Source organism: Mesorhizobium sp. 131-3-5, from assembly GCF_016756575.1.
Taxonomy (GTDB): Bacteria; Pseudomonadota; Alphaproteobacteria; order Rhizobiales; family Rhizobiaceae; genus Mesorhizobium; species Mesorhizobium jarvisii.
This window is the reverse complement of sequence record NZ_AP023254.1, coordinates 5,523,745-5,545,314: the sequence shown is the minus strand read 5'-3', so window position 1 is coordinate 5,545,314 and position 21,570 is coordinate 5,523,745. Positions and strand designations below refer to the sequence as shown.

Annotated in this window: 23 protein-coding genes, 1 pseudogene and 1 riboswitch; of the genes and pseudogenes, 18 read left to right on the top strand and 6 right to left on the bottom strand. The window is 63.9% G+C overall.

Annotated features, from left to right (window positions below; translation table 11 throughout):
• Positions 1 to 94 precede the first annotated feature (94 nt).
• Positions 95 to 331, bottom strand: coding sequence for a hypothetical protein (locus tag JG747_RS27260; protein WP_064983566.1), 237 nt, complete (start codon positions 329 to 331; stop codon positions 95 to 97).
• 214 nt (positions 332 to 545) lie between these two features.
• Here JG747_RS27260 and JG747_RS27255 point away from each other — a divergent pair, with 214 nt between their 5' ends.
• The gene (locus JG747_RS27255) at positions 546 to 2,315 is read left to right on the top strand and encodes an acyl-CoA dehydrogenase (RefSeq protein WP_202360416.1); all 1,770 of its coding nucleotides are present in this window, start codon (positions 546 to 548) and stop codon (positions 2,313 to 2,315) included.
• 31 nt (positions 2,316 to 2,346) lie between these two features.
• Positions 2,347 to 3,099, top strand: coding sequence for a crotonase/enoyl-CoA hydratase family protein (locus JG747_RS27250; protein WP_038645383.1), 753 nt, complete (start codon positions 2,347 to 2,349; stop codon positions 3,097 to 3,099).
• Positions 3,100 to 3,111: 12 nt separating this feature from the next.
• Here JG747_RS27250 and pdxH read toward each other — a convergent pair whose 3' ends face one another.
• A complete protein-coding gene (gene pdxH, locus JG747_RS27245; RefSeq protein WP_019856958.1) occupies positions 3,112 to 3,729 on the bottom strand; it encodes a pyridoxamine 5'-phosphate oxidase in 618 nt (205 codons plus the stop codon).
• Between the two features lie 40 nt (positions 3,730 to 3,769).
• Between pdxH and JG747_RS27240 the strand changes: the two genes are divergently transcribed.
• The 4 genes from JG747_RS27240 (at position 3,770) to JG747_RS27225 (ending at position 6,986) form a co-directional block, all read left to right on the top strand.
• Complete coding sequence (locus tag JG747_RS27240) at positions 3,770 to 4,231, top strand: RT0821/Lpp0805 family surface protein (protein ID WP_027046613.1); 462 nt, start codon at positions 3,770 to 3,772, stop codon at positions 4,229 to 4,231.
• A 261-nt stretch (positions 4,232 to 4,492) separates the two neighbouring features.
• Entirely contained in the window at positions 4,493 to 5,422 is a 930-nt protein-coding gene (locus tag JG747_RS27235) for a DnaJ C-terminal domain-containing protein (RefSeq protein WP_019856961.1), read from the top strand.
• A 105-nt stretch (positions 5,423 to 5,527) separates the two neighbouring features.
• Entirely contained in the window at positions 5,528 to 6,346 is an 819-nt protein-coding gene (gene fabI / locus JG747_RS27230; protein ID WP_019856962.1) for an enoyl-ACP reductase FabI, read from the top strand.
• A gap of 52 nt (positions 6,347 to 6,398) precedes the next feature.
• Complete coding sequence (locus JG747_RS27225; protein WP_202360415.1) at positions 6,399 to 6,986, top strand: histidine phosphatase family protein; 588 nt, start codon at positions 6,399 to 6,401, stop codon at positions 6,984 to 6,986.
• Positions 6,987 to 6,996: 10 nt separating this feature from the next.
• Here the strand turns inward: JG747_RS27225 and JG747_RS27220 are convergent, their stop codons facing one another.
• Positions 6,997 to 7,257, bottom strand: coding sequence for a DUF1344 domain-containing protein (locus JG747_RS27220; protein WP_019856964.1), 261 nt, complete (start codon positions 7,255 to 7,257; stop codon positions 6,997 to 6,999).
• Positions 7,258 to 7,441: 184 nt separating this feature from the next.
• Between JG747_RS27220 and aroC the strand changes: the two genes are divergently transcribed.
• Positions 7,442 to 8,557: a chorismate synthase gene (gene aroC, locus JG747_RS27215; protein WP_019856965.1), complete on the top strand. Its 1,116-nt coding sequence runs from the start codon at positions 7,442 to 7,444 to the stop codon at positions 8,555 to 8,557.
• A 76-nt stretch (positions 8,558 to 8,633) separates the two neighbouring features.
• Positions 8,634 to 9,734, top strand: coding sequence for a 3,4-dihydroxy-2-butanone-4-phosphate synthase (gene ribB / locus JG747_RS27210; protein WP_069091670.1), 1,101 nt, complete (start codon positions 8,634 to 8,636; stop codon positions 9,732 to 9,734).
• Between the two features lie 106 nt (positions 9,735 to 9,840).
• Here the strand turns inward: ribB and JG747_RS27205 are convergent, their stop codons facing one another.
• On the bottom strand, positions 9,841 to 11,064 hold the full coding sequence (locus JG747_RS27205; protein ID WP_202360414.1) for an MFS transporter: 1,224 nt from the start codon (positions 11,062 to 11,064) through the stop codon (positions 9,841 to 9,843).
• Between the two features lie 119 nt (positions 11,065 to 11,183).
• Here JG747_RS27205 and JG747_RS27200 point away from each other — a divergent pair, with 119 nt between their 5' ends.
• Positions 11,184 to 11,792 (top strand): TetR/AcrR family transcriptional regulator, encoded by a 609-nt coding sequence (locus JG747_RS27200; RefSeq protein WP_019856969.1) that lies wholly within the window; start codon positions 11,184 to 11,186, stop codon positions 11,790 to 11,792.
• 94 nt (positions 11,793 to 11,886) lie between these two features.
• The gene (locus JG747_RS27195) at positions 11,887 to 12,870 is read left to right on the top strand and encodes a hypothetical protein (protein ID WP_019856970.1); all 984 of its coding nucleotides are present in this window, start codon (positions 11,887 to 11,889) and stop codon (positions 12,868 to 12,870) included.
• A 167-nt stretch (positions 12,871 to 13,037) separates the two neighbouring features.
• On the opposite strand, the pseudogene bluB reads toward JG747_RS27195, so the two are convergent.
• Positions 13,038 to 13,544: pseudogene (gene bluB, locus JG747_RS37165) on the bottom strand (5,6-dimethylbenzimidazole synthase); the annotation flags it as partial.
• Positions 13,545 to 13,717: 173 nt separating this feature from the next.
• A riboswitch (cobalamin riboswitch) is annotated at positions 13,718 to 13,897 on the bottom strand.
• 121 nt (positions 13,898 to 14,018) lie between these two features.
• Between bluB and JG747_RS27185 the strand changes: the two are divergent.
• The 6 genes from JG747_RS27185 (at position 14,019) to JG747_RS27160 (ending at position 18,984) form a co-directional block, all read left to right on the top strand.
• Positions 14,019 to 14,945: a histone deacetylase family protein gene (locus JG747_RS27185; protein ID WP_019856973.1), complete on the top strand. Its 927-nt coding sequence runs from the start codon at positions 14,019 to 14,021 to the stop codon at positions 14,943 to 14,945.
• Between the two features lie 3 nt (positions 14,946 to 14,948).
• Positions 14,949 to 15,200 carry an exodeoxyribonuclease VII small subunit gene (locus tag JG747_RS27180; protein WP_027046614.1) on the top strand — a complete coding sequence of 84 codons (252 nt, stop codon included), beginning with the start codon at positions 14,949 to 14,951 and terminating at the stop codon, positions 15,198 to 15,200.
• A 99-nt stretch (positions 15,201 to 15,299) separates the two neighbouring features.
• Positions 15,300 to 15,566, top strand: coding sequence for a DUF2277 domain-containing protein (locus tag JG747_RS27175; protein WP_010914875.1), 267 nt, complete (start codon positions 15,300 to 15,302; stop codon positions 15,564 to 15,566).
• A 40-nt stretch (positions 15,567 to 15,606) separates the two neighbouring features.
• Positions 15,607 to 16,527, top strand: a complete 921-nt coding sequence (locus tag JG747_RS27170) for a pirin family protein (protein ID WP_202360413.1) — start codon at positions 15,607 to 15,609, stop codon at positions 16,525 to 16,527.
• Positions 16,528 to 16,628: 101 nt separating this feature from the next.
• Entirely contained in the window at positions 16,629 to 18,542 is a 1,914-nt protein-coding gene (gene dxs, locus JG747_RS27165) for a 1-deoxy-D-xylulose-5-phosphate synthase (protein WP_019856976.1), read from the top strand.
• Positions 18,543 to 18,690: 148 nt separating this feature from the next.
• Positions 18,691 to 18,984 carry a hypothetical protein gene (locus tag JG747_RS27160; protein ID WP_202360412.1) on the top strand — a complete coding sequence of 98 codons (294 nt, stop codon included), beginning with the start codon at positions 18,691 to 18,693 and terminating at the stop codon, positions 18,982 to 18,984.
• On the opposite strand, the gene JG747_RS27155 is transcribed toward JG747_RS27160, so the two are convergent.
• The gene (locus JG747_RS27155) at positions 18,981 to 19,382 is read right to left on the bottom strand and encodes a GFA family protein (protein WP_202360411.1); all 402 of its coding nucleotides are present in this window, start codon (positions 19,380 to 19,382) and stop codon (positions 18,981 to 18,983) included. The two genes, JG747_RS27160 and JG747_RS27155, sit on opposite strands and share 4 nt — an antisense overlap.
• Positions 19,383 to 19,555: 173 nt before the next feature.
• Between JG747_RS27155 and JG747_RS27150 the strand changes: the two genes are divergently transcribed.
• Together JG747_RS27150 and JG747_RS27145 are read left to right on the top strand one after the other, a co-directional pair.
• Positions 19,556 to 20,320: a TlyA family RNA methyltransferase gene (locus tag JG747_RS27150; RefSeq protein ID WP_019856979.1), complete on the top strand. Its 765-nt coding sequence runs from the start codon at positions 19,556 to 19,558 to the stop codon at positions 20,318 to 20,320.
• On the top strand, positions 20,317 to 21,555 hold the full coding sequence (locus JG747_RS27145; RefSeq protein WP_202360410.1) for a class I SAM-dependent RNA methyltransferase: 1,239 nt from the start codon (positions 20,317 to 20,319) through the stop codon (positions 21,553 to 21,555). Before JG747_RS27150 ends, JG747_RS27145 begins: the two co-directional genes overlap by 4 nt.
• Positions 21,556 to 21,570 lie beyond the last annotated feature (15 nt).

The following is a 21,570-nucleotide window of genomic DNA, read 5'->3' as shown; positions in this document are numbered from 1 at the left end:
GGCGTTTTCAAACAGGGGGTCCCCGTTGATCAAACACCGATGGTGAACCGCTATGGTTAAGGAAATGCTTCTCGATGCAGAGGCCGTTGGGAAGCTAGCGCCGGCTGAAGGGCTGAAATTCAAACGGATCGGGCGCGGGCTCCTGCTGCAGCGTGCCTTCGGCGGCGCGCTTGCGGTGGTGGGCAAGAGAACATTGCGGCGAGCACAATATGCCGCGATCCGACCAGTAGGCCGCACCGTGCTCCAACTGGCCGCCATGATGCCAAAACCCTGTCGCGCGGTAAGGCAAGCCGCATTCGATGCAGCGATAGGCGTCGGGTCTGGCGAGCATGGGCTTGTTCCGGTCGGCTGGTTCTGGTCAGTCGCCGGTCGGCTTGATGCGGCGCCTATCGAATTTAATACAGGCCGGCGCGATTGCAAAATCCACGTGACAAAGTTTGACGTTTACGTAAAAAGAAACGGGGAGACCGCCCAAAGACGGATGGTTTTGCAGCCGCGCCGGCTCTAGGATTGGCGAGGCCGGTGCATCAGGAGGATCGAGCGGCATGTATCGGGCACCGGTCGAGGATATCGCGTTCACGCTGAAGCATGTTGCCGGCATGAAATCCGCCCTTGATGCCGGTAGGTTCGGCGATCTCGGCGAGGACCTGGTCGACGCCGTCCTTGGCGAGGCCGGCCGTTTCGCCACCGAGGAGGTGGCACCGCTCTACAAGATCGGCGACGAGCAAGGTGCGGTGCTTAGGGATGCCGCCGTCACCATGCCGCGCGGCTGGAAGGAGCTTTATCGCCGCTGGATCGATGGCGGCTGGAACGCATTGTCGGGGCCGGAAGAGTATGGCGGCCAGGCGCTGCCGACCATGCTGGGCCTCGCCGCGCTCGAAATGTGGAACTCGGCCGCCATGGCCTTCGGCATCGGCCCGACGCTGACCATGGGCGCGGTCGAAGCGCTCGACAAGCACGCTTCCGAAGCGCTCAAGGCGAAATATCTCGAAAGGCTCGTCTCCGGCGAATGGATGGGCACGATGAACCTGACCGAGCCTCAGGCGGGCTCCGATCTCGCCGCCTTGCGCGCCCGCGCCGAGCCCGCTGGCGACGGCACCTACCGCATCTTCGGCCAGAAGATCTTCATCACCTATGGCGAGCACGATTTCACCGACAACATCATCCATCTGGTGCTGGCTCGGCTGCCCGATGCGCCCGCCGGCACACGCGGCATCTCGCTGTTCCTGGTGCCGAAATTTTTCGTCAACGATGATGGCTCGCTTGGCACCCGCAACGACGTCTTCTGTTCCGGCCTCGAGCACAAGCTCGGCATCCATGCTTCGCCGACCTGCACCATGATTTATGGCGACGGTTTCCAGGGCGCCGGACCCGGCGCCATCGGCTGGCTGATCGGCGAGGAAAACAAGGGTCTCGCCTGCATGTTCACCATGATGAACAATGCCCGCCTGGCCGTCGGCATGCAGGGTGTCGCGGTCGCGGAAGCCGCCACCCAGAAGGCGATCGCCTATGCCAATGAGCGCCGCCAGGGCAAGGCGGCGGATTATGCCGGCGCCGGCATGGGGCCGATCGTCCATCACCCCGACGTGCAGCGCAATCTCCTGACCATGAAGGCGCTGACGCAGACGGCGCGGGCGATCAGTTATTCCTGCGCCCACGCCATCGATATGGCGCGCGTCTCGGATGGTGATCAGGCTGCGCATTGGCGTGATCGCGCCAACCTGCTCACGCCGCTGGCCAAGGCGTTTTCGACCGATGTCGGCGTCGAGGTGGCTTCGCTCGGCGTGCAGGTGCATGGCGGCATGGGCTTCATCGAGGAAACCGGTGCGGCAGCCTTCTACCGCGACGCGCGCATCGCACCGATCTACGAGGGCACCAACGGCATCCAGGCGATCGATCTGGTCACCCGCAAGCTGCCGCTCGGCGGCGGCGAACATGTGCATGGCTTCATCGGCGAACTGGCCGCCGTCGCCAACGCCGTGCGGACCTCAAACCTGCAAGGTTTCGGCCGCACCGCCGATGCTCTCGACGCAGCCCTTAGCGACCTGACGCAAGCGACGCGCTTCCTGCAGAAACCGTCGGCCGACGGCCGGATGGAAGAGGTGCTGGCGGGAGCGACGCCGTATCTCAGGCTGATCTCGCTTGCCGCCGGCGGCGCCTATCTGGCGCGCGGCGCTCTTGCCGATCAGGATCGCATCGCCCTGTGCCGCTTCTTCGCCGAAAACCTGCTCGGCGAGGCACGCGCCTTGAAGGAGCGTGTCATCGACGGCGCGGAGAGCCTCGCTGCCGCCGGCAAGGCGCTGATATCAGCTTGAATTCTCTTAGCGCTCACCAGGGAAGAAGACCGTGACAGACCATATCCTCGTCGAGCGCCAGGGCGCCATCCAGATCATCCGCATGAACCGCCCGGACAAGAAGAACGCGCTGACGCGTGCCATGTACGCAAAGATGTCGGCGGCGCTTGCCGAGGGTGACGCCGATCCGGCGATCCGCGTCCATGTCTTCCTCGGCGTGCCCGGCGCCTTCTCCTCCGGCAACGATCTTGCCGATTTCATGGTTGTCGCCACCGGCGGTGACGGCGGCACGGAAGTCTGGGATTTCCTGATGGCGCTGGCCAGGGTCGAAAAACCCATCGTCTCCGGCGTCGACGGCATCGCGGTCGGCATCGGCACGACGATCAACCTGCATTGCGACCTGACCTTCGCCACGCCGCGCACCGTCTTCAGGACGCCTTTCGTCGATCTTGGCCTGGTGCCCGAGGCTGGCTCCAGTTTGCTGGCGCCACGCATCCTTGGTCAGCAAGGCGCTTTCGCGCTGCTCGGCCTAGGCGAAGGTTTTTCCGCCGAGCGCGCGAAGGCCGCCGGCTTGATCTACGATGTGGTCGAGGAGGCCGCGCTGGAGGCCTCGGTCCTTGCGGCCGCCAGCCAGATCGCCACTAAGCCGCCGCAGGCGCTGAAGATCGCGCGCGATCTCATGCGCGGCTCGCGCGACGACCTCGTTGCCCGCATCGGCGAGGAAAGCCAGCATTTTCGCGATCGGCTGAAGTCGGATGAGGCGCGCGCCGCGCTCACCGCGTTCATGACCAGGAAGAAGAGCTGAGGCCTTGCCCTTTCAGGGATAGAGCCGCGTCTTGTCCCAATCGCCTTGGGCGTTGCGGGTAAAGACCACCCGGTCATGCAGCCGGAATGGACGGTCGTGCCAGAACTCGATCGTCTTCGGCACGATGCGGAAACCCGACCAGTGCTTCGGGCGCGGAATCTCGCCGATGGCGTAGCGCGCCGTGTATTCGGCGACAGCTTTCTCCAGTGCGAAGCGGCTTTCCAGCGGCCGTGACTGCTTCGACGCCCAGGCGCCGATGCGGCTGCCGCGTGGGCGCGTCGCGTAGTAGGCGTCGGCCTCGGCATCGCTGACGATCTCCACCGGGCCGCGAATGCGCACCTGGCGGCGCAGCGATTTCCAGTGGAAACACATCGCCGCCTTCATGCTGCCAAGAATCTCCTGGCCCTTCGCGCTCTCGAAATTCGTGTAGAAAACAAACCCGCCTTCATCGAACCCCTTCAGCAGCACCATCCGCACATCCGGCATGCCTTCGGCGTCGACGGTCGCCAGCGCCACGCCGTTGGCATCGTTGATTTCGCTCTTGGTGGCGTCGTCAAGCCATGCGGCAAAGAGGCGAAACGGCTCGGCCGCTTCGGTAAAGTCACTGGTTGTTAACTCTGTGTCACTCATAGTTTTTCTCAAATTGTCACGAAATCAGGGAGGTTGCCGATTGTCGCGTATCGCGCAAGCTTTTGACAGCAGGCAATGGAGCGTTATCGCTTCGGCCAGCGCGAAAGCGGCGATCGTGGCGGCCGCCTTGCCGCTTGCCGCCTGCGGCGCGGGTGGCTTCAGCCTGGAAAAAGCCGAAGTCGACCGCTCGATCCTGACCAGCAGCACGCAGCCTCAATCGGCGCCTGCCGATTCGGATCGCGACTCTGACCAGACGACGATCGGCAATGCGGTGTCCTCCGCCGACATCGAGCAGCTCGGCGGCCAGGCCGTGCCGTGGGCCAATGCCGGCACCGGTTCACGCGGCTCCATCACCGAACTCGCGGAATTGAAGGACCGGGGCCAGACCTGCCGCCGCTTCAAGGCTTCGCGCGAAAGCTTTGACGGCGTTGCCATGTTCGAGGGCGAGCTCTGCCTGGCCAGCGCCGGCGGCTGGCGCATGCAAGGCTTCAAGGCGCTCTGAGCCTGATCCGAAAGTCGATCGGGTCGGCTTGGCGGGTCTTTTCGCCGCCCAGCGCGTCGCCGATCTTGCCGATATCCCGATATCGGCTGCGATCGGCTCCTTCCGGATCGGCAAAAATCCCTCGCCAAGCCTCAGCCGCCGACTTTCGGATCAGGCTCTGATTTTCCGCCTTCAATATGGCCACCCGCTACTGGAATTTCTTCCTATCCGAGCGCATATAGGGGGCAAGTATGGACTCAACTCATTTCCAGGGCAGGAAGCATGCGCGACCCGTATGAGGTCCTGGGCGTTGCAAAGAACGCATCGGCCAAGGACATAAAATCGGCGTACCGGAAACTCGCCAAGAAACATCATCCGGACCAGAATCCGAATGATCCCAAGGCGAAGGACCGTTTTGCCGCGGCCAATCAGGCCTATGAGATCGTCGGCGACGAGAAGAACCGTGCCGCTTTCGATCGTGGCGAGATCGACGCCGACGGCAAGCCGCGCTTCCAGGGTTTTGAGGGCGCCGCCGGTGGCGGCGACCCCTTTGCCGGGTTTCGCCGCCAGCAAGGCGCCGGCGGTTCGCGCTTCGAATTCCGTTCGGGGCGCCCGGGCGGTGATCCGTTCGACGGCAACAGCGATATTTTCAGCCAGATCTTCGGCGACGCCTTTTCCGGCGCGCGCGGTGCCGGCATGGGCGACCGCCGCCAGCCGGCGACGGCGGCTGATCTGAACGTCACGCTCGACGTCACCATCGAGGAAGCGGCGACCGCCGAAAAGGTGACGGCGATGTTCCCGGATGGCCGCAAGGTGGCGGTCAAACTGCCGGCCTTTGTCGAGGATGGCCAGACCATCCGGCTGAAGGGACAGGGCGAGCAGGGGCCGGGCCAGCCCGGCGACGCGCTGGTCAAGATCCATATCCGCCGGCATCCGCGCTACCGCATCGAGGGCCGCGACCTGCATGCCGATCTGCCGGTGTCGCTGGCGGATGCGGTGCTCGGCGCCAAGGTGCCGGTCGAGACGCCGACCGGCAGGCTGGCGGTCAACGTCCCCGCCTGGTCGAGCTCGGACAAGGTCCTGCGGCTCAAGGGCAGGGGCCTGCCGGAAAAGGCCGGCGGCCACGGCGATCTCTACGCGCATGTCCGCATCATGCTGCCGGAGGGCGGCGACAGCGCTCTCGAAGCGTTGCTGCGTGGTCAAAAAGGCTGATCCAGCGCTCTTGTCCCCCGAACTGTCCGGTTTGAGCGCTTGAAGGGGCTGTGTGCCTGTGCGATAGGCACTCCACAAAGCACAAACCTTGCGGAGAGCGCTCACATGGCGGGTGGACAGGGCCTGATGGCCGGCAAGCGCGGCCTTATTCTTGGCGTCGCGAACAACAGGTCGATAGCCTACGGCATCGCCAAGGCATGCGTCGACCATGGCGCCGAGATCGCGCTGACCTATCAGGGCGAGGCGTTCAAGAAGCGTGTCGAGCCGTTGGCGGCGGAACTGGGCGCCTTTGTCGCCGGCCATTGCGACGTCACCGATCCGGCGAGCCTCGACGAGGTTTTCGCCAATGTCGCCAAGCATTGGGGCAAGCTCGATTTTCTCGTCCATGCCATCGCCTTCTCCGACAAGGACGAGCTGACCGGCCGCTATGTCGAGACGACGCGCGACAATTTCCTGCGCACCATGGACATTTCGGTGTTCTCCTTCACGACCATCGCCAAGCGCGCCGAGGCGCTGATGACCGAGGGCGGTTCACTGCTCACGCTGACCTACTACGGCGCCGAGAAGGTGATGCCGCACTACAACGTCATGGGCGTCGCCAAGGCCGCGCTCGAAGCCAGCGTGCGTTACCTTGCCGTCGATCTCGGCGGCAAGAAGATCCGCGTCAACGCGATCTCGGCCGGCCCGATCAAGACGCTGGCCGCCTCGGGCATAGGCGACTTCCGCTACATACTGAAGTGGAACGAATACAATTCGCCGCTGAAGCAGACGGTCACGCAGGAGGAGGTCGGCGATTCCGGCGTCTATTTCCTGTCCGACCTGTCGCGTGGCGTCACCGGTGAGGTGCACCATGTCGATTCCGGCTATCACGTGGTGGGCATGAAGGCGGTCGACGCGCCTGATATTTCGACGGTCAAGGAATAACGCCCTCCGCCCATCCTCCGCCCAGGCCCTGGCCCGACCTCCGGAAGACCTGATGTACCCGCTGGTTTATATCGTGCGCCACGGCCAGACCGCGTGGAACGCCGAATTCCGGCTTCAGGGCCAGGCCGACACCGATCTCAATGCCCTTGGCCGCGAGCAGGCGACCGGAAACGGGCGTCGGCTGGCCGACCTTGTCGGCGATCCCGGGGAGTTCGACTTCGTCGCCAGCCCGATGCGGCGGACGCGCGAAACGATGGAACGCATCCGCGCCGCGATGAAACTCGATCCGCTCGCCTATCGAACCGATGTCAGGCTGGTCGAGGTCAATTTCGGCGACTGGCAGAGTTTTACCTTTGCCGAGCTCGAGACACAGTTTCCCGGAGCAAGCCGGTTCCGCGCATTGGACAAATGGAATTTTCAGCCGCCGGGCGAGGGGGCGGAAAGCTACCAGATGCTGCTCGAACGGGTGAAACCCTGCTTCGACGAGATCGACCGCAAGACGGTTTGCGTGACGCATGGCGGCGTCATGCGCACCCTGTTCCGTTTCGTGCTAGATATGGCCGAGGACGAGGCCGCGAACCTCGAAATACCACAGGATCGCGTGCTCAAACTCGAAGGCAAGAGCCTGGAGTGGCTTTAAGCCGCCTGACCTAGTTCGTGTCGCTGTCCGGCAACTGCATATCGGTCACGACATTCTCGCCATTGGTCACGTCGTAGGCGATGACGATGTCCATGCCCGGCTTCAGCGAGTCGAGATCGGTTTCGGCGTTCAGCTTGTAGGATTTACCGTCGTCCAGCGTCAGGGTCAGCGCGTCCTTGTCGACCTTCTTGATCAGGCCTTCGGTCTGTCCGGCGAAGGCGGCGGTGGAATAGAGCAGGGTGGCGGCAACAGCGCCAATCAGGGTACGCATGATCGTCCTCTTTGGTCATTGCGCCGGCACTGTGGCGGCGGATCCTCAACGGCGGATGGAAGAAAGCAGAAACCAGCCGAATGTGTCAAAACTTAAACGGCAGGGATGACAGTTTGACCACCGCAAAAAACGCCAATAGAAGGCAGGCTTCAACCGGCTCCGCTGCCGGGCAGGGCACTTTTCCATGTCTCACAACACGTTCGGCCATCTTTTCCGCGTCACCACTTGGGGCGAAAGCCATGGCGCAGCGCTTGGCTGCGTGGTCGATGGCTGCCCGCCCGGCATCCGCTTTACGCGCAACGAAATCCAGGCCGAACTCGACAAGCGCCGGCCGGGCCAGTCGCGCTTCGTCACCCAGCGCCGCGAACCCGACGAGGTGAAGGTGCTGTCCGGTTTCGTCCTCGACGAGGACGGCGAGACGATGATCACCACCGGCACGCCGGTCTCCATGCTGATCGAGAATGTCGACCAGCGATCGAAGGACTATGGCGAGATCGCCCGCCAGTACCGGCCCGGCCATGCCGACTACACTTATGACGTCAAATACGGCATACGCGACTATCGCGGCGGCGGCCGCTCCTCGGCCCGCGAGACCGCTGCCAGGGTCGCCGCAGGCGCGCTCGCCCGTAAGGTGGTGCCCGGCATGGTGGTGCGCGGCGCCCTGGTTTCGATGGGCGAAAAATCGATCGACCGCGCCAACTGGAACTGGAATTTCATCGGCGACGCGGAGAATCCGTTCTTCACGCCCGACCCTGCTTCCGTTCCCGTCTTCACGCAGTATCTCGACGGTATCCGCAAGGCCGGATCCTCGGTCGGCGCTGTGATCGAGATTGTCGCCGACGGCGTGCCGCCAGGGCTTGGCGCGCCGATCTATGCCAAGCTCGACCAGGACATTGCGTCGGGCCTAATGTCGATCAACGCCGTCAAGGGCGTCGAGATCGGCAATGGTTTCGAGGCCGCGCGCATCACCGGCGAACAGAATGCCGACGAGATGCGGATCGGCAATGACGGCAAGCCGGTGTTCCTGTCCAACAATGCCGGCGGCATCCTTGGCGGCATCTCGACTGGTCAGGCGATCGTGGCCCGTTTCGCCGTCAAGCCGACCTCGTCGATCCTGACGCCGCGAAAGTCGATCGACAAGGACGGCAACGACGTCGAGGTGATGACCAAGGGCCGGCACGACCCCTGCGTCGGCATCCGCGCCGTGCCGATCGGCGAGGCAATGGTTGCCTGCGCGATTGCCGATCACTATCTGCGGCACAGGGGACAGACGGGGAAGGGAATAGGCAGTAGGGAATAGGCAGTAGGCCGCCCGAAACAGCCTTTTTCTTCCCTTCTGCCTACTGCCGAATCCCTGCGAGCGAAGCGAGCATCCCATGCCTTACGATCAGAAGAAGATTGTCGAAGCCATCCGCGCATTCGAACGCGGCGAGATCGTCGTCGTCATGGATGATGACGGGCGCGAGAACGAGGGTGACCTGATCGTCGCCGCCGTTCACTGCACGCCGGAAAAGATGGCCTTCATCGTGCGCAACACCTCGGGCATCGTCTGCACGCCGATGCCGCGTGAGGAAGCCAAGCGGCTCAACCTGCAGCCGATGGTCGCCGACAATGATTCCGCCCACACCACCGCCTTCACCGTCAGCGTCGATTTCAAGCATGGCACGACGACAGGCATTTCGGCCGAAGACCGCACGCTGACCGTGCGCAACCTTGCCAACGGCAATGTCGGCGCCTCCGATTTCGTCCGCCCCGGCCACATCTTCCCGCTGATCGCCCGCGAAGGCGGCGTCCTGATGCGTTCGGGTCATACCGAAGCGGCGGTCGATCTCTGCAAGCTCGCCGGCCTGCCGCCGATCGGCGTCATTTCCGAACTGGTCAACGACGACGGCACCGTCAAGCGCGGCCCGCAAGTGCAGGCTTTCGCCGAAGAGCACGGCCTGAAGCAGGTGTCGGTCGCCGACCTCATCGCCTACCGCCAGCGCAAGGAAACGCTGGTCGAGCGTGTCGCCTGCTCCGATATCGACACGCTTGGCGGCAAGGCGCAGGTCTTCACCTACACGCTGCCCTGGGACACGATGCATCACGTCGCTGTCGTTTTTGGCGATATACGCGATGGCGAGGACGTGCCGGTGCGGCTGCATTCCGAGGATGTGGTGACCGATGTCTTCGGCACCAGCCATCGCCTGGACGGCATCATGAAAGCGATGGGCGAGCGCAAGCGCGGCGTCATCGTCTATCTCAGAGAGGGCTCCGTCGGCGTCGCGCACCAGGAGCGCAAGCGTCCGCTGAGCGGCGACCGCGAGGATCACGAAGAGGCGCGCCGCCGCGAAAACGAATGGCGCGAGATCGGCCTCGGCGCGCAGATCCTGAAGGATCTCGGCATTTCCTCGATCAACCTAATCGCCTCGCGCGAGCGTCATTATGTCGGCCTCGAAGGGTTTGGCATCCACATCGCCAAGACAGAGATCCTCTAGCTACCTGAAACCTCCGCGATGTCGTCATCCTCGGGTCTGCGCTCCGCTTCGCGTCGCTCCGCCCGTGGATGACGAAGTCACACTGGCCCAAGCCATTCCGGCCGTGTCACTCCGCGGGAACGACCGCAGCGTCGCATCCGTCCAGTTCGCATTTTTGCGTGGCCAGGATGCGCTGGCCGAGCAGCACGGTGGCGAGCGCAATCGTGCCTGATGCCACCGAAACCCAGAACCCGTTCTGGGCGCCGAACGCATCCACCACGGCGCCGGCGGCGAAGGAGCCCAGTGCCATGCCGATGCCGATCCCGGTGGTCACCCAGGTGATGCCTTCGGTCAGCATCGCTTCCGGCACATGCCGTTCGATCAGGCCGAAGGCCGTGATGAAGGTCGGCGAGATCGCCACGCCGCTGATGAAGACGGTCAACGCTAGAAGCGGCACGCTGCTGGCGGTGAGCGGCAGTAGCGTGCCGAGCGTGACCAGGGCGACCGCGATGGCAAGCTGGCGTTGCAGTGGAGCCTTCAGGTTGAGCGCGCCGACAATGATGCCGAGCACGAACGACCCCAGCGCGTAGACGCCGATGACGAGGCTGGCGGCGCCGGGCTGGCCGAGCTCTTTTGTGATGGCCACCGTGCTCACTTCCGTCGTCGCGAAGGTGGCGCCAATGAAGATCAGGGCAAAGGTGATGATCTGCACTGGCCGCAGGCGGATCGCCGAGCCGCTCGAGCCGTGGTCCACCGGGCGCACTTGCGGCTCGGTCGATCTCTGCAGGATGAACGCGGTCGACCCCAAGGCGAGGAACAGTGTGCTCGCCAGCATGCCCGCTTCCGGAAACAGGGCGGCGCTGAGGCCGACCGACAGCGATGCGCCGGCGATGTAGACCAGTTCATCCGCCGCCGATTCGAAGGCGAAAGCGGTGTTCATCTCGGGCCGGCCCCGGAAAAGCTCCGTCCAGCGCGCGCGCACCATGGCAGGCATACTGGGCATGGCCGCCGCCAGCAGCGCCGACACGAACAGCGTCCAAACCGGCCAGTCCTGATTGGCGGCCGCAATGAGAGTGATGAAGGCGAGCACGGAGATGATTGTCGTGGGCACGACGATCCGCGTCTGGCCAAGGCGATCGACCAGTCTTGATATTTGCGGCGCCAGGAATGCGTTGGCCAGAGCGAATGTCGCCGAGACGGCACCCGCCAACCAGTATTCGCCACGCGTCTGCGACAGCATTGCCACGATGCCGATCGGCGCCATGGCGATCGGCAGGCGCGCCATGAAGCCGGCGGCCGCAAAGCCCCTCGCTCCAGGGGCGCGGAAGATTTCTGAATAGGGGTTTTGCATGGGGTTCCTCGACAAAGGGCGGTTCGACAATTACATACGAAGCGTATGAGGATTAGATAGAGCATACGCGACGTATGTCAATTGGCATACGGAACGTATGTGAATAGGACCAGACGGAAATGCACAGACCCCGCAAGGAAATGATCGCCGAAACGCGCGCCAAGCTGATTGCTGCGGCCCGCCAGGCCTTTGGCACGATCGGATATGCCGAAGCGTCGATGGATGATTTCACGGCATCGGCCGGGCTGACGCGCGGCGCCCTCTATCACCATTTCGGCGACAAGAAGGGACTGCTGGAGGCGGTTATCGCCGAAATCGACGGCGAGATGGCGGCCCGGGTGAATGAGGTGGCGTCGAGAGCGCCGACCCGCTGGCAGCATTTCGTCGACGAATGCACGACCTATATCGAAATGGCGCTGGAGCCGGAAATCCAGCGCATCATGTTCCGCGACGGTCCGGCCGTCTTGGGCGATCCGGCGCAATGGTCGAATGCCAATGCCTGCGTCGGCTCAATGACCGATCATCTGACCGCGCTGCAAGGGGAGGGGGTGGTCGTCCCGGGCGTCGACCCCGAGACCGCCGCACGGCTGATCAACGGGGCGAGCAGCCAGGCGGCGCAGCGGATCGCCAATTCTAACGACCCCGAAGCGACGTCGAAGATAGTGGTTGCGGCGTTCAAGCAACTGCTCGAGGGACTGCTCAGAAAACCGGGTTCGCAACAGAACTAAATCCTCGTTGGGCGCACCGCTGTCCACCGCTCATGATTGACAATCCTCGGGGTGAGCGCATCCTTTCCAGCCATCTCTGAGGGGAGATTCGGGCATGTGGGATTTCGATATCGGCAGGTCGGTGTCCATCATGGTGCGGACCTGGCCTTTCATTGTCTTCCGCATGATCGTCTATTTCGGCATCACGCTGGCCTACATCATGGCGACCGGCACCGGCGCTTCCGTCGGCTATGGCGTCGGCCATATCTCCACCGATCCTGACGGGCCGATGTCCTTTGCCCTGTGGGGCGGGGTGGTCGGCTTCGGCGTGGTTTCGATCGCCGTCTATTGGATCCGCGAATACATCCTCTATGTCGTCAAGGCCGGCCATATCGCCGTGATGGTCCATCTGATTGATGGCCGGGATGTTCCCGACGGCCAGAACCAGATCGCCTATGCCAGGCAGGTCGTGACCGAGCGCTTCGCCGAGGCCAACATCCTTTTCGTCGTCGACCAGCTGGTCAAGGGCGCCATCCGCGCCATCACCGGCCTGCTCGGCGGCATCGCCGCCTTCCTGCCCATTCCGGGGCTTAGCGGCCTGGTCTCCTTCATCAACACGGTGATCCGCCTGTCACTCACCTATGTCGACGAGATCATCCTCGGCTACAACATCCGCATCAATTCGTCCTCACCGTTCGAAACCGCTCGGCAAGGCGTGGTGCTCTACGCCCAGAACGGCAAGACCATGATCAAGAACGCCGTCTGGCTGGCGGTCATCATGTGGGGTGTCTCCTTCGTCATCTTCCTGCTGATGCTGGCCCCGGCCGCCGCCATTCTTTTCCTCATGCCAGGGCAACTCGCCGGCTGGGCTTTCGTGCTCGCCATCGTCTTTGCCTGGGCCTTCAAGGCGGCCTTCATCGAGCCCTTCGCCATCGCCTGCCTGATGCAGGTCTATTTCAAGACCATCGCCGGCCAGGTGCCTGATCCGGCCTGGGATGCCCGGCTGGCCGAGGCGTCGTCGAAGTTCCGAGAGTTGAAGGACAAGGCGCTGGCCTCCTTTGGCGGCTCGCGCTGGGGCACGGCCGGCGCGACGCACTGATCGGCGGGATTCGCCTGCGCAGCAGCAACCGTGTTGAGGTGCGCCACCGCTGACTTGAGTGGCGTCTCTCCTTGCCCGCAAAAAGTCTCGCTCATGATCAGATCGGGCAGCGGCAGCCGCCGGCCCCAGCCATGCGTTTCCAGGTCCGGTTTGGATGCGAACTCGGAAACCCGGCCGACGCAGAGATATGCGATCGGCGTCACGTGCTCGGGAATGGACAGCAGGCTCTTCAACGCTTGCGGCTCGATGATGCTGACCCAGCCGACGCCGACGCCTTCGGCACGCGCGGCCAGCCAGAAATTCTGCACCGCGCAGACCGTGCTGTAGAGATCCATCTCCGGATTGTGCCAACGTCCCAGCGGCGAGTTTTTTGAGCGCTCGCGGTCGCAGGTGATGCAGATGTTGAGGGCGCTTTCGCAGATGCCTTCAAGCTTGAGCTTGCGGTAGAGCGCCTGTCTTTCCACTTCGATTTCAGGCAATTCCTGCTCGCGCGCGGCCAGGAACAGGTCGCGCACATCAGCCCGTCGCGCGGCGTCGCGGATGACGATGAAATTCCACGGCTGCATGAAGCCGACCGACGGTGCATGGTGGGCGGCAAGCAGAAGCCGCGCCAGCACCGCGTCGTCGAGCCCGGTGGGCAGGAAATGGCTGCGCACGTCGCGCCGCGTGAACATGGCGCGGTAAACCGCGTCGCGCGCCATCTGGTCAAATCCATCACCCATAGCAGCGGTCATGTGTTCCGGCATCGCTCGTCCCCTTGCGATTGCAATAGCTCCACACCGTCAGAGCGCACTTTGTGCATCCAAGCGGACGCACGTCGCTCTGATGCCGTCCGCCTGACCATGCGGATGACGATGCCTGCCAGGCCGGTCTTCTGGCTTGGGATCAACCCGCGTCCGGTGCCTTCCCGTCATCGACAGTGGCATTTACCGGCGCGGTCCCCCTCACAGCGTTGGGCACGCCACGGAATTCAACCGTGTTCCCGATTCTCCCGCTTGCGACGGGCACCAGGCAGTAGCGGCGACCTTACGCCGAAGGCTCGGCCGCGCCAATCCCCGCAGCGACGCCAATGGACGCAGGCGCGATTTTCCCCAGCCATCAAGCTGCAATGCATGGCCATCGCGGCGCCGGGGCACTAGATAGGGAGCATGACAACCCGTCTCTACACGCATCCGATCTTCCTCGAACACATCACACCGCCCGGTCACCCCGAGCGGCCGGACCGCCTGCGCGCCATCGAGCGCGTGCTCGACGACGAGGCTTTTGCCGCGCTCGATCGTGTCAAAGCGCCGGAGGGCGACGAGGCCACCATCCTCTACGCCCATCCCGCCGATTTCGTCGCCCGTGTGCGTGCCGCCATTCCCGAAGAGGGTATTGCCCGCATCGATGCCGACACCACCGCCAGCCCGAAGAGCTGGCAGGCGGTGATCGCCGCGATCGGCGCGGCCAACGCCGCTGTTGACGACGTCTTTGCAGGCCGCGCCGACAACGTCTTCGTCGCCGCAAGGCCGCCCGGCCACCATGCCGAAAAGACCACCGCAATGGGCTTCTGCTTCTTCAACACGGCGGCGATTGCGGCGCGCTATGCGCAGAAGAAGCATGGCGCCGAGCGTGTCGCCGTCGTCGACTGGGATGTCCATCACGGCAACGGCACGCAGGATATTTTCTGGGACGATCCCTCGGTTCTCTATTGCTCGACGCACCAGATGCCGCTTTATCCCGGCACTGGCGCGAAGACCGAGACCGGCGCCGGCAACATCGTCAATGCACCCTTGGCGCCGCAGACCGGCAGTGAGGTGTTTCGCGATGCCTTCCTGTCGCGGGTGCTGCCGTCGCTCGACAATTTCGCGCCCGATCTGATCATCATTTCGGCCGGTTTCGACGCGCATCACCGCGATCCGCTGGCCGAGATCAATCTGACCGAGGACGATTTCGACTGGGCGACCGGCCAGCTGATGCAGCGCGCCGCGCGCCACAGCGGCAACCGGCTCGTCAGCCTGCTCGAGGGCGGCTACGATCTGCAGGGACTGGCATTTTCGGTCGCCGCCCATGTCGGGCGACTGATGAAAGGATGAATGATGGCTGGTGAAACCAACGAAGACGTCAAGGCGATGAGCTTCGAACAGGCACTCGACGCGTTGGAGAAGATCGTCGATGATCTGGAGCGTGGCGACGTGCCGCTCGACCAGTCGATCAAGATCTACGAGCGCGGCGAGGCGCTGAAGGCGCATTGCGACCGGCTGCTGAAGGCCGCCGAAGACAAGGTCGAGAAGATCAGGCTGTCGCGCGACGGCAAGCCGGTCGGAACCGAGCCGCTCGACGCGGATTGAGGCGCGGAGTAGCCTTACCGGTTTTTGGACACGATCAAGGTTGAGGATTAAGCTCGTCCCGATTGAAACGGCTCCAGGACAAGAGGAGATACGGAAGCGATGTGCAGAAACATCAAGACCCTGTTCAATTTTGACCCGCCGGCAACCAATGACGAAGTGCGCGACGCGGCCCTTCAGTTCGTTCGCAAGCTGAGCGGAACGACACGGCCCTCGAAACAGAACCAGCATGCGTTCGATCACGCCGTCGAAGCCATTGCGGCATCGGCGCGCGAACTTCTCGATTCGCTCGAAACCAATCAGCACCCGCGCAACCGCGAAGAGGTGGCGGCCAAACTGCGGGCAAAAGCGGCGATCCGCTTTGCCTGATGCGGCCAGAGCGGTCCTCGACCGCTGACAAGGAGAGCCCATGAGCTTCTTTCCCGGAAATGACCCTGAAGCCGGCGACGCCTTTGCCAGCGACCAGATCGAACTGATGGTCATCCCGAATGCCAAGGACATTGGCGGCTTCGAGGTGCGCCGCGCTCTGCCGACCGCCAGGCGGCGGCTGGTCGGGCCGTTCATCTTCTTCGATCGCATGGGTCCGGCGATCCTGCGGGCAGGCCAGGCTCTCGATGTCCGTCCTCACCCGCATATCGGCCTGTCGACGGTGACTTATCTGTTCGACGGCAAGATCCGTCATCGCGATTCCCTGGGCACCGAAATGGTGATCCAGCCGGGCGACGTGAATTTGATGACCGCCGGCAGCGGCATCGTCCACTCCGAGCGCACGCCGGAGGAATTGCGTGGAGCGCCGATGTCGATCTCCGGCCTGCAAACATGGCTCGCCTTGCCCGATGGCAAGGAGGAAGTGGCCCCGGTCTTCGAGAACACCGCTGCCTTGCGGCTGCCCGAGATCGATGCCGAAGGCGTCCGCGGCCGCGTCGTCATAGGCGATTTTCAAGGGTTGCGCTCCCCCGTGAGAGCCGATTCCGAGACACTTTACGCCGACCTTAGGCTGGCGCCGGGCGCCAGTATAAAGATTCCCGCCGACGCGGAAGAGCGCGCCATCTACACGCTGGAAGGCGAGATCGCGATTTCGGGCGACGTCTTTCCGGCAGAGCGGTTGCTGGTGTTCCGGCCCGGTGACGAGATCATCATCTCGTCGCAAACCGGTGCGCATTTCATGCTTTTCGGCGGAGCCTCGCTTGGCTCGCAGCGCTACATCTGGTGGAATTTCGTCTCCTCGTCGAAGGAGCGCATCGAACAGGCCAAGCAGGAATGGAAGACGGGACGCTTCGATATCGTTCCTGGAGATGAGAAAGAGTTCATCCCGCTTCCGGAAAGCTGAGGAAATCGGCGAGGGGATCTGATTGATCCGCGTCACCGACACGCATTTACTTTCGCCGGCCGGCGGCTTATCCCGCCGTTGAACAGAAAGCCTGAGCACCCGTGAACGCAACGCCGCATACGCCGCTTCTCGACAAGGTCCGCATTCCGGCGGATCTGCGCGCGCTTGACGAGAGCGAATTGCCGCAACTGGCGTCCGAGCTTCGCCTCGAACTGGTCGACGCGGTGTCGCGCACCGGCGGCCATCTCGGCGCCGGCCTCGGCGTGGTCGAACTGACGGTGGCGCTGCATTACGTCTTCAACACGCCGGACGATCGGCTGATCTGGGATGTCGGCCACCAGGCCTATCCGCACAAGATCCTGACCGGCCGCCGCGACCGCATCCGCACCTTGCGCCAGGAGGGCGGCCTGTCCGGCTTCACCCGCCGCGCCGAAAGCGAATACGATCCCTTCGGCGCCGCCCACTCCTCGACATCGATCTCTGCCGGCCTCGGCATGGCCGCCGCCCGCGACCTCTCCGGCGGCCGCAACAACGTCATCGCCGTCATCGGCGACGGCGCCATGTCGGCCGGCATGGCCTATGAGGCGATGAACAATGCCGGCGCGCTCGATGCCCGACTCATCGTCATCCTCAACGACAATGACATGTCGATCGCGCCGCCGACCGGCGCGATGAGCGCCTATCTGGCGCGGCTCGCCTCGGGCAAGGCTTATGCCGGCCTGCGCGACTTCGGCAAGAAGCTGACATCCTATCTCGGTAAGCGCGCCGATCGTGCGATCACAAGGGCGGTTGAGCATGCGCGCGGCTACGTCACCGGCGGCACGCTGTTCGAGGAGCTCGGCTTCTACCACATCGGCCCGATCGACGGTCACAATCTCGAGCATCTGATCCCTGTGCTGAAGAATGTCCGCGACAATGGCGAAGGCCCGGTGCTGATCCATGTCGTCACCCAGAAGGGCAAGGGCTATGCGCCGGCGGAAGCCGCCGCGGACAAGTATCACGGCGTCAACAAGTTCGACGTCATCACCGGCGCGCAGGCCAAGGCGCCGGCCAACGCACCGGCCTACACCAAGGTGTTCGCCGAGAGCCTGATCCAGGAAGCCCGCGAGGACGACCGCATCGTCGCTGTCACTGCCGCCATGCCGAGCGGCACAGGGCTTGATCTGTTCGGCGAAGTGTTCCCGTCACGGACCTTCGATGTCGGCATTGCCGAACAGCATGCTGTGACCTTCGCTGCCGGTCTCGCGACCGAAGGCTACAAGCCGTTCGCGGCGATCTATTCGACCTTCCTGCAACGCGCCTATGACCAGGTCGTCCATGACGTCGCGATCCAGAAACTGCCGGTGCGCTTCCCGATCGACCGCGCCGGCTTCGTCGGCGCCGATGGCGCCACCCATTGCGGCGCCTTCGACACCACCTTCCTGGCAAGCCTGCCGGGCTTTGTCGTGATGGCGGCGGCTGACGAGGCGGAACTGCGCCATATGGTGCGCACCGCCGCAAGCTATGATGACGGCCCGATCGCCTTCCGCTATCCGCGCGGCAATGGCGTCGGCGTCGACATGCCGGAGCGCGGCTCGGTTCTCGAACTCGGCAAGGGCCGCATCGTCAGGGAAGGCACAAAGGTGGCTCTGTTGTCCTTCGGCACGCGCCTGCAGGATTGCCTGATAGCTGCCGAGGAACTCGGCGCGGCCGGGCTTTCCACCACCGTTGCCGATGCCCGCTTCGCCAAGCCGCTCGACGAGGATCTGATCCGCCGGCTGGCCCGCTCGCACGAGGTTCTGGTCACGGTGGAGGAGGGCGCCATTGGCGGCTTCGCCAGCCATGTGCTGCAGTTCCTTGCCCATGAGGGATTGCTGGAAAGCGGCCTGAAGGTGCGCCCGCTGGTGCTGCCTGACGTGTTCACTGATCACGCCAAGCCGGAAAAAATGTATGCCGATGCCGGGCTCGATGCCACCGGCATCGTGCGCACCGTTTTCACCGCGCTCGATCATACGGCCCGCGCCCAGCGCGCCTGACTCGAAATCTGAAGCGCTTGAATCAGTTTGCCGGCTTTATTTCGTAACGCATTGTTAACACTGCCGTTTGGCGTTTTGCTTACCGTGTCCCTTGGCCGTTTTTCAACGGCGCCCTGCTAGATCGGCGTCAGGCAGGGAGACAAGAACAATGAAGACGCTTCTGTGCGGCGTGGCCCTCGTGGCCACCATAGTCGCGCCGGCCGCCGCCGAGACGCGCTATGATCGCAATCTCGAAAAGGCGGCGCTGGGCATCGTTGCCAGCAAGATGGGTGATATCCGCGGCGGCTTTTCCTACAAGCAGGTGCCGCAGCTTGTGGTCTTGCCGGATCCTGTTCCGCCGCCTGCCAATGCCACCGAGCATCCTGCTGTGCAGGCATCGGGGGGTCGCGACGACGGTTTGTCTCCGGCCGTCGAGCGCCAAGTGTCCCGCACCATCTTCTAGAACCACATGTCGCGCACGCAACGCCCGTCGCGGGGCAGGTCGTCATATGTGTCGAGGCCATCGAAATGGTCGATAGGCAGATCGGCGACCGCCGCGGGTGGCGCCAGCCTTACATTGACGGCGATGCGTGTGCGACCAGATTCCTCGGCGCGCAAACCACGCCAGGCGAGCACGCAGGCGCAGGTCGGGCAGAACAGGATTTCGAGCGACGGTGTGGCCTTTCCGGCGCGCGTATAGCTGTCCGTCGGTCCCGAAACGCGAATGCGTTCGTCGACATAGTCGTAGGCCCAGAGCACGCCATAGCGACGGCAGAGCGTGCAGTTGCAGGCCGTCACCGGCCCGGGATCGCCTTCCAGGGTCCAGTGGGTTGCGCCACAATGGCAGGTTCCCGTCAGCATTCGTTCCTCCTCCGAGTTCTGACAGCAAACGGCTCTCCTCCCTAACATTGTGCCGGACCCAAAGCGATTCCAGCAAGCCGCGGAGCGGCTTGACCCATTCGCCTGCGTGCGAGGATGTTCTTCGTCCGTCCCAATGTCCTTGCCTTCGCTGCCGGCTTTCGCCATGAAGGCCGATGAACTCGCCTCTGCCAGCCAGCACACGCCAGCGGCTCGACGACCTGCTCGTCCAGCGCGGCCTGTTTGCCAGCCGTTCGCGTGCCCGCGACGCGGTCGAGCGTGGCACGGTGACGGTTGACGGCACCATTGCCCGTAAACCCGGTCAGAACGTCTCGCCGCAATGCCTTGTTGCCATCGATGATCCGGCGCAAGGCTATGTCTCGCGCGCGGCGCTGAAGCTCATCGGCGGGCTCGATCACTTCAGCCTCGATCCGGCCGGCCGCGAGGCCCTCGACATCGGCGCCTCGACCGGTGGCTTCACCCAGGTGCTGCTGGAGCGTGGTGCCTCCCATGTCACCGCGATCGACGTCGGGCACGGCCAGATGCATCCCGATGTCGGCAAGGACCCGCGCGTGACGGTTATCGAGGGACTGAATGCCCGTGACCTCACCGCCGCGGATCTTGCCGGCCGCATTCCGGATTTCATCGTCTCCGACGTCAGCTTCATCTCGCTGAGACTGGCGCTGCCGCCGGCGCTTGCGATTGCCGAACCTGGGGCTGCCGCAGTCTTTCTGGTCAAGCCGCAATTCGAGGCGGGTCGCGAGGCGATCGGCAAGGGCGGCCTGTTGAAGGACCCCTTCGATGCCGCCCGCGTCGCTGGCCTGCTGCAGGATTGGCTGGACGCCGTTCCGGGCTGGCGTTCGCTCGGCCTGCATCTGTCGCCGATCGAAGGCGGCGACGGCAATCGCGAATTCCTGCTTGGTGGGATCAAGGATCGATGAGCGCGCGCTTCACCATCAAAAAGCTTGGCGCCAAGGGTGACGGCATTGCCGAAACCGAAAGCGGCGATCTGTTCATCCCCTTCACGCTGCCCGGCGAGACCGTTACCGCCGCGCGCGAACGGGATCGTGCAGCGCTGATGGCGGTGCTGGCAGCCTCGCCGCTGCGCATCGAACCCGCCTGCCGCCATTTCACCGAATGCGGCGGCTGCGCCCTCCAGCATTTCGAGGCCGAAGCCTATCGCCAGTGGAAGCGCGAGAAGGTGGTGCACGCCCTGAAGGGCATCGATTGCGGCATTGACGAACTGGTCGCCTGCGCGCCGCACACGCGCCGCCGCGTCGTGCTTGCCGCCCGACGCAGCGAGACGGGCATGCTGCTCGGCTTCAATCGCCATTTGTCACCGGAAATCATTTCCATATCGGAATGTCCGATCTCGCTGCCCGAGATCGTCGCAGCACTCGACCGGTTGAGGGCGCTCGCCGACTTGATATGCGCCACCACCAAATCGTTCCGGATGGCGGTCACGGTGACGGGTTCCGGCCTCGACGTCGCGGTGCATGAGTCCGGCAAGCTCGGCGAACACCAGCGCCGCATCGCCTCCAATTTTGTCCTGGCGCAAGGCTTTGCCAGGCTGTCCATCGATGACGAGATCGTCATCGAGCCGAGGAAGCCCGTGGTGATGTTCGGCAGCGTCGCTGTCGCCGTGCCGCCCGGCGCCTTCCTGCAGGCGACCGAGGCAGCCGAGCAGGCCATGGCCGAGATCGTAGGCACGCATCTGAAACGCGCCAAGAAGGTCGCCGACCTTTTCGCCGGTTGCGGCAGCTTTGCCTTGCGGTTGGCCGCGAAGTCGGAAGTCCATGCGGTGGAAGGCGATGCGGCGGCTCTCTCGGCGCTCGATCGGGGGGCACGATTCGCGACCGGCGTGAAGCGGGTGACGGGCGAGCGCCGCGACCTGTTCCGCCGGCCGCTGACATTCAAGGAGTTGAACGCCTTCGACGGCCTTGTCTTCGATCCGCCGCGCGCGGGTGCCGAAGACCAGTCGAAGCAGATCGCCCGCTCGGATGTTCCCTTCGTTGCCGCGGTGTCCTGCAATCCGGTGACGCTGGCTCGCGACCTGCGCATCCTCATCGACGGCGGCTATCAACTGAAGAGCGTGACGCCGATCGACCAGTTCCTGTGGTCGCCCCATGTCGAGGCGGTCGCCCTGCTGGAAAAGCCCAGGAGAAGGCGCGGCTGAGACCGGCACGTGATC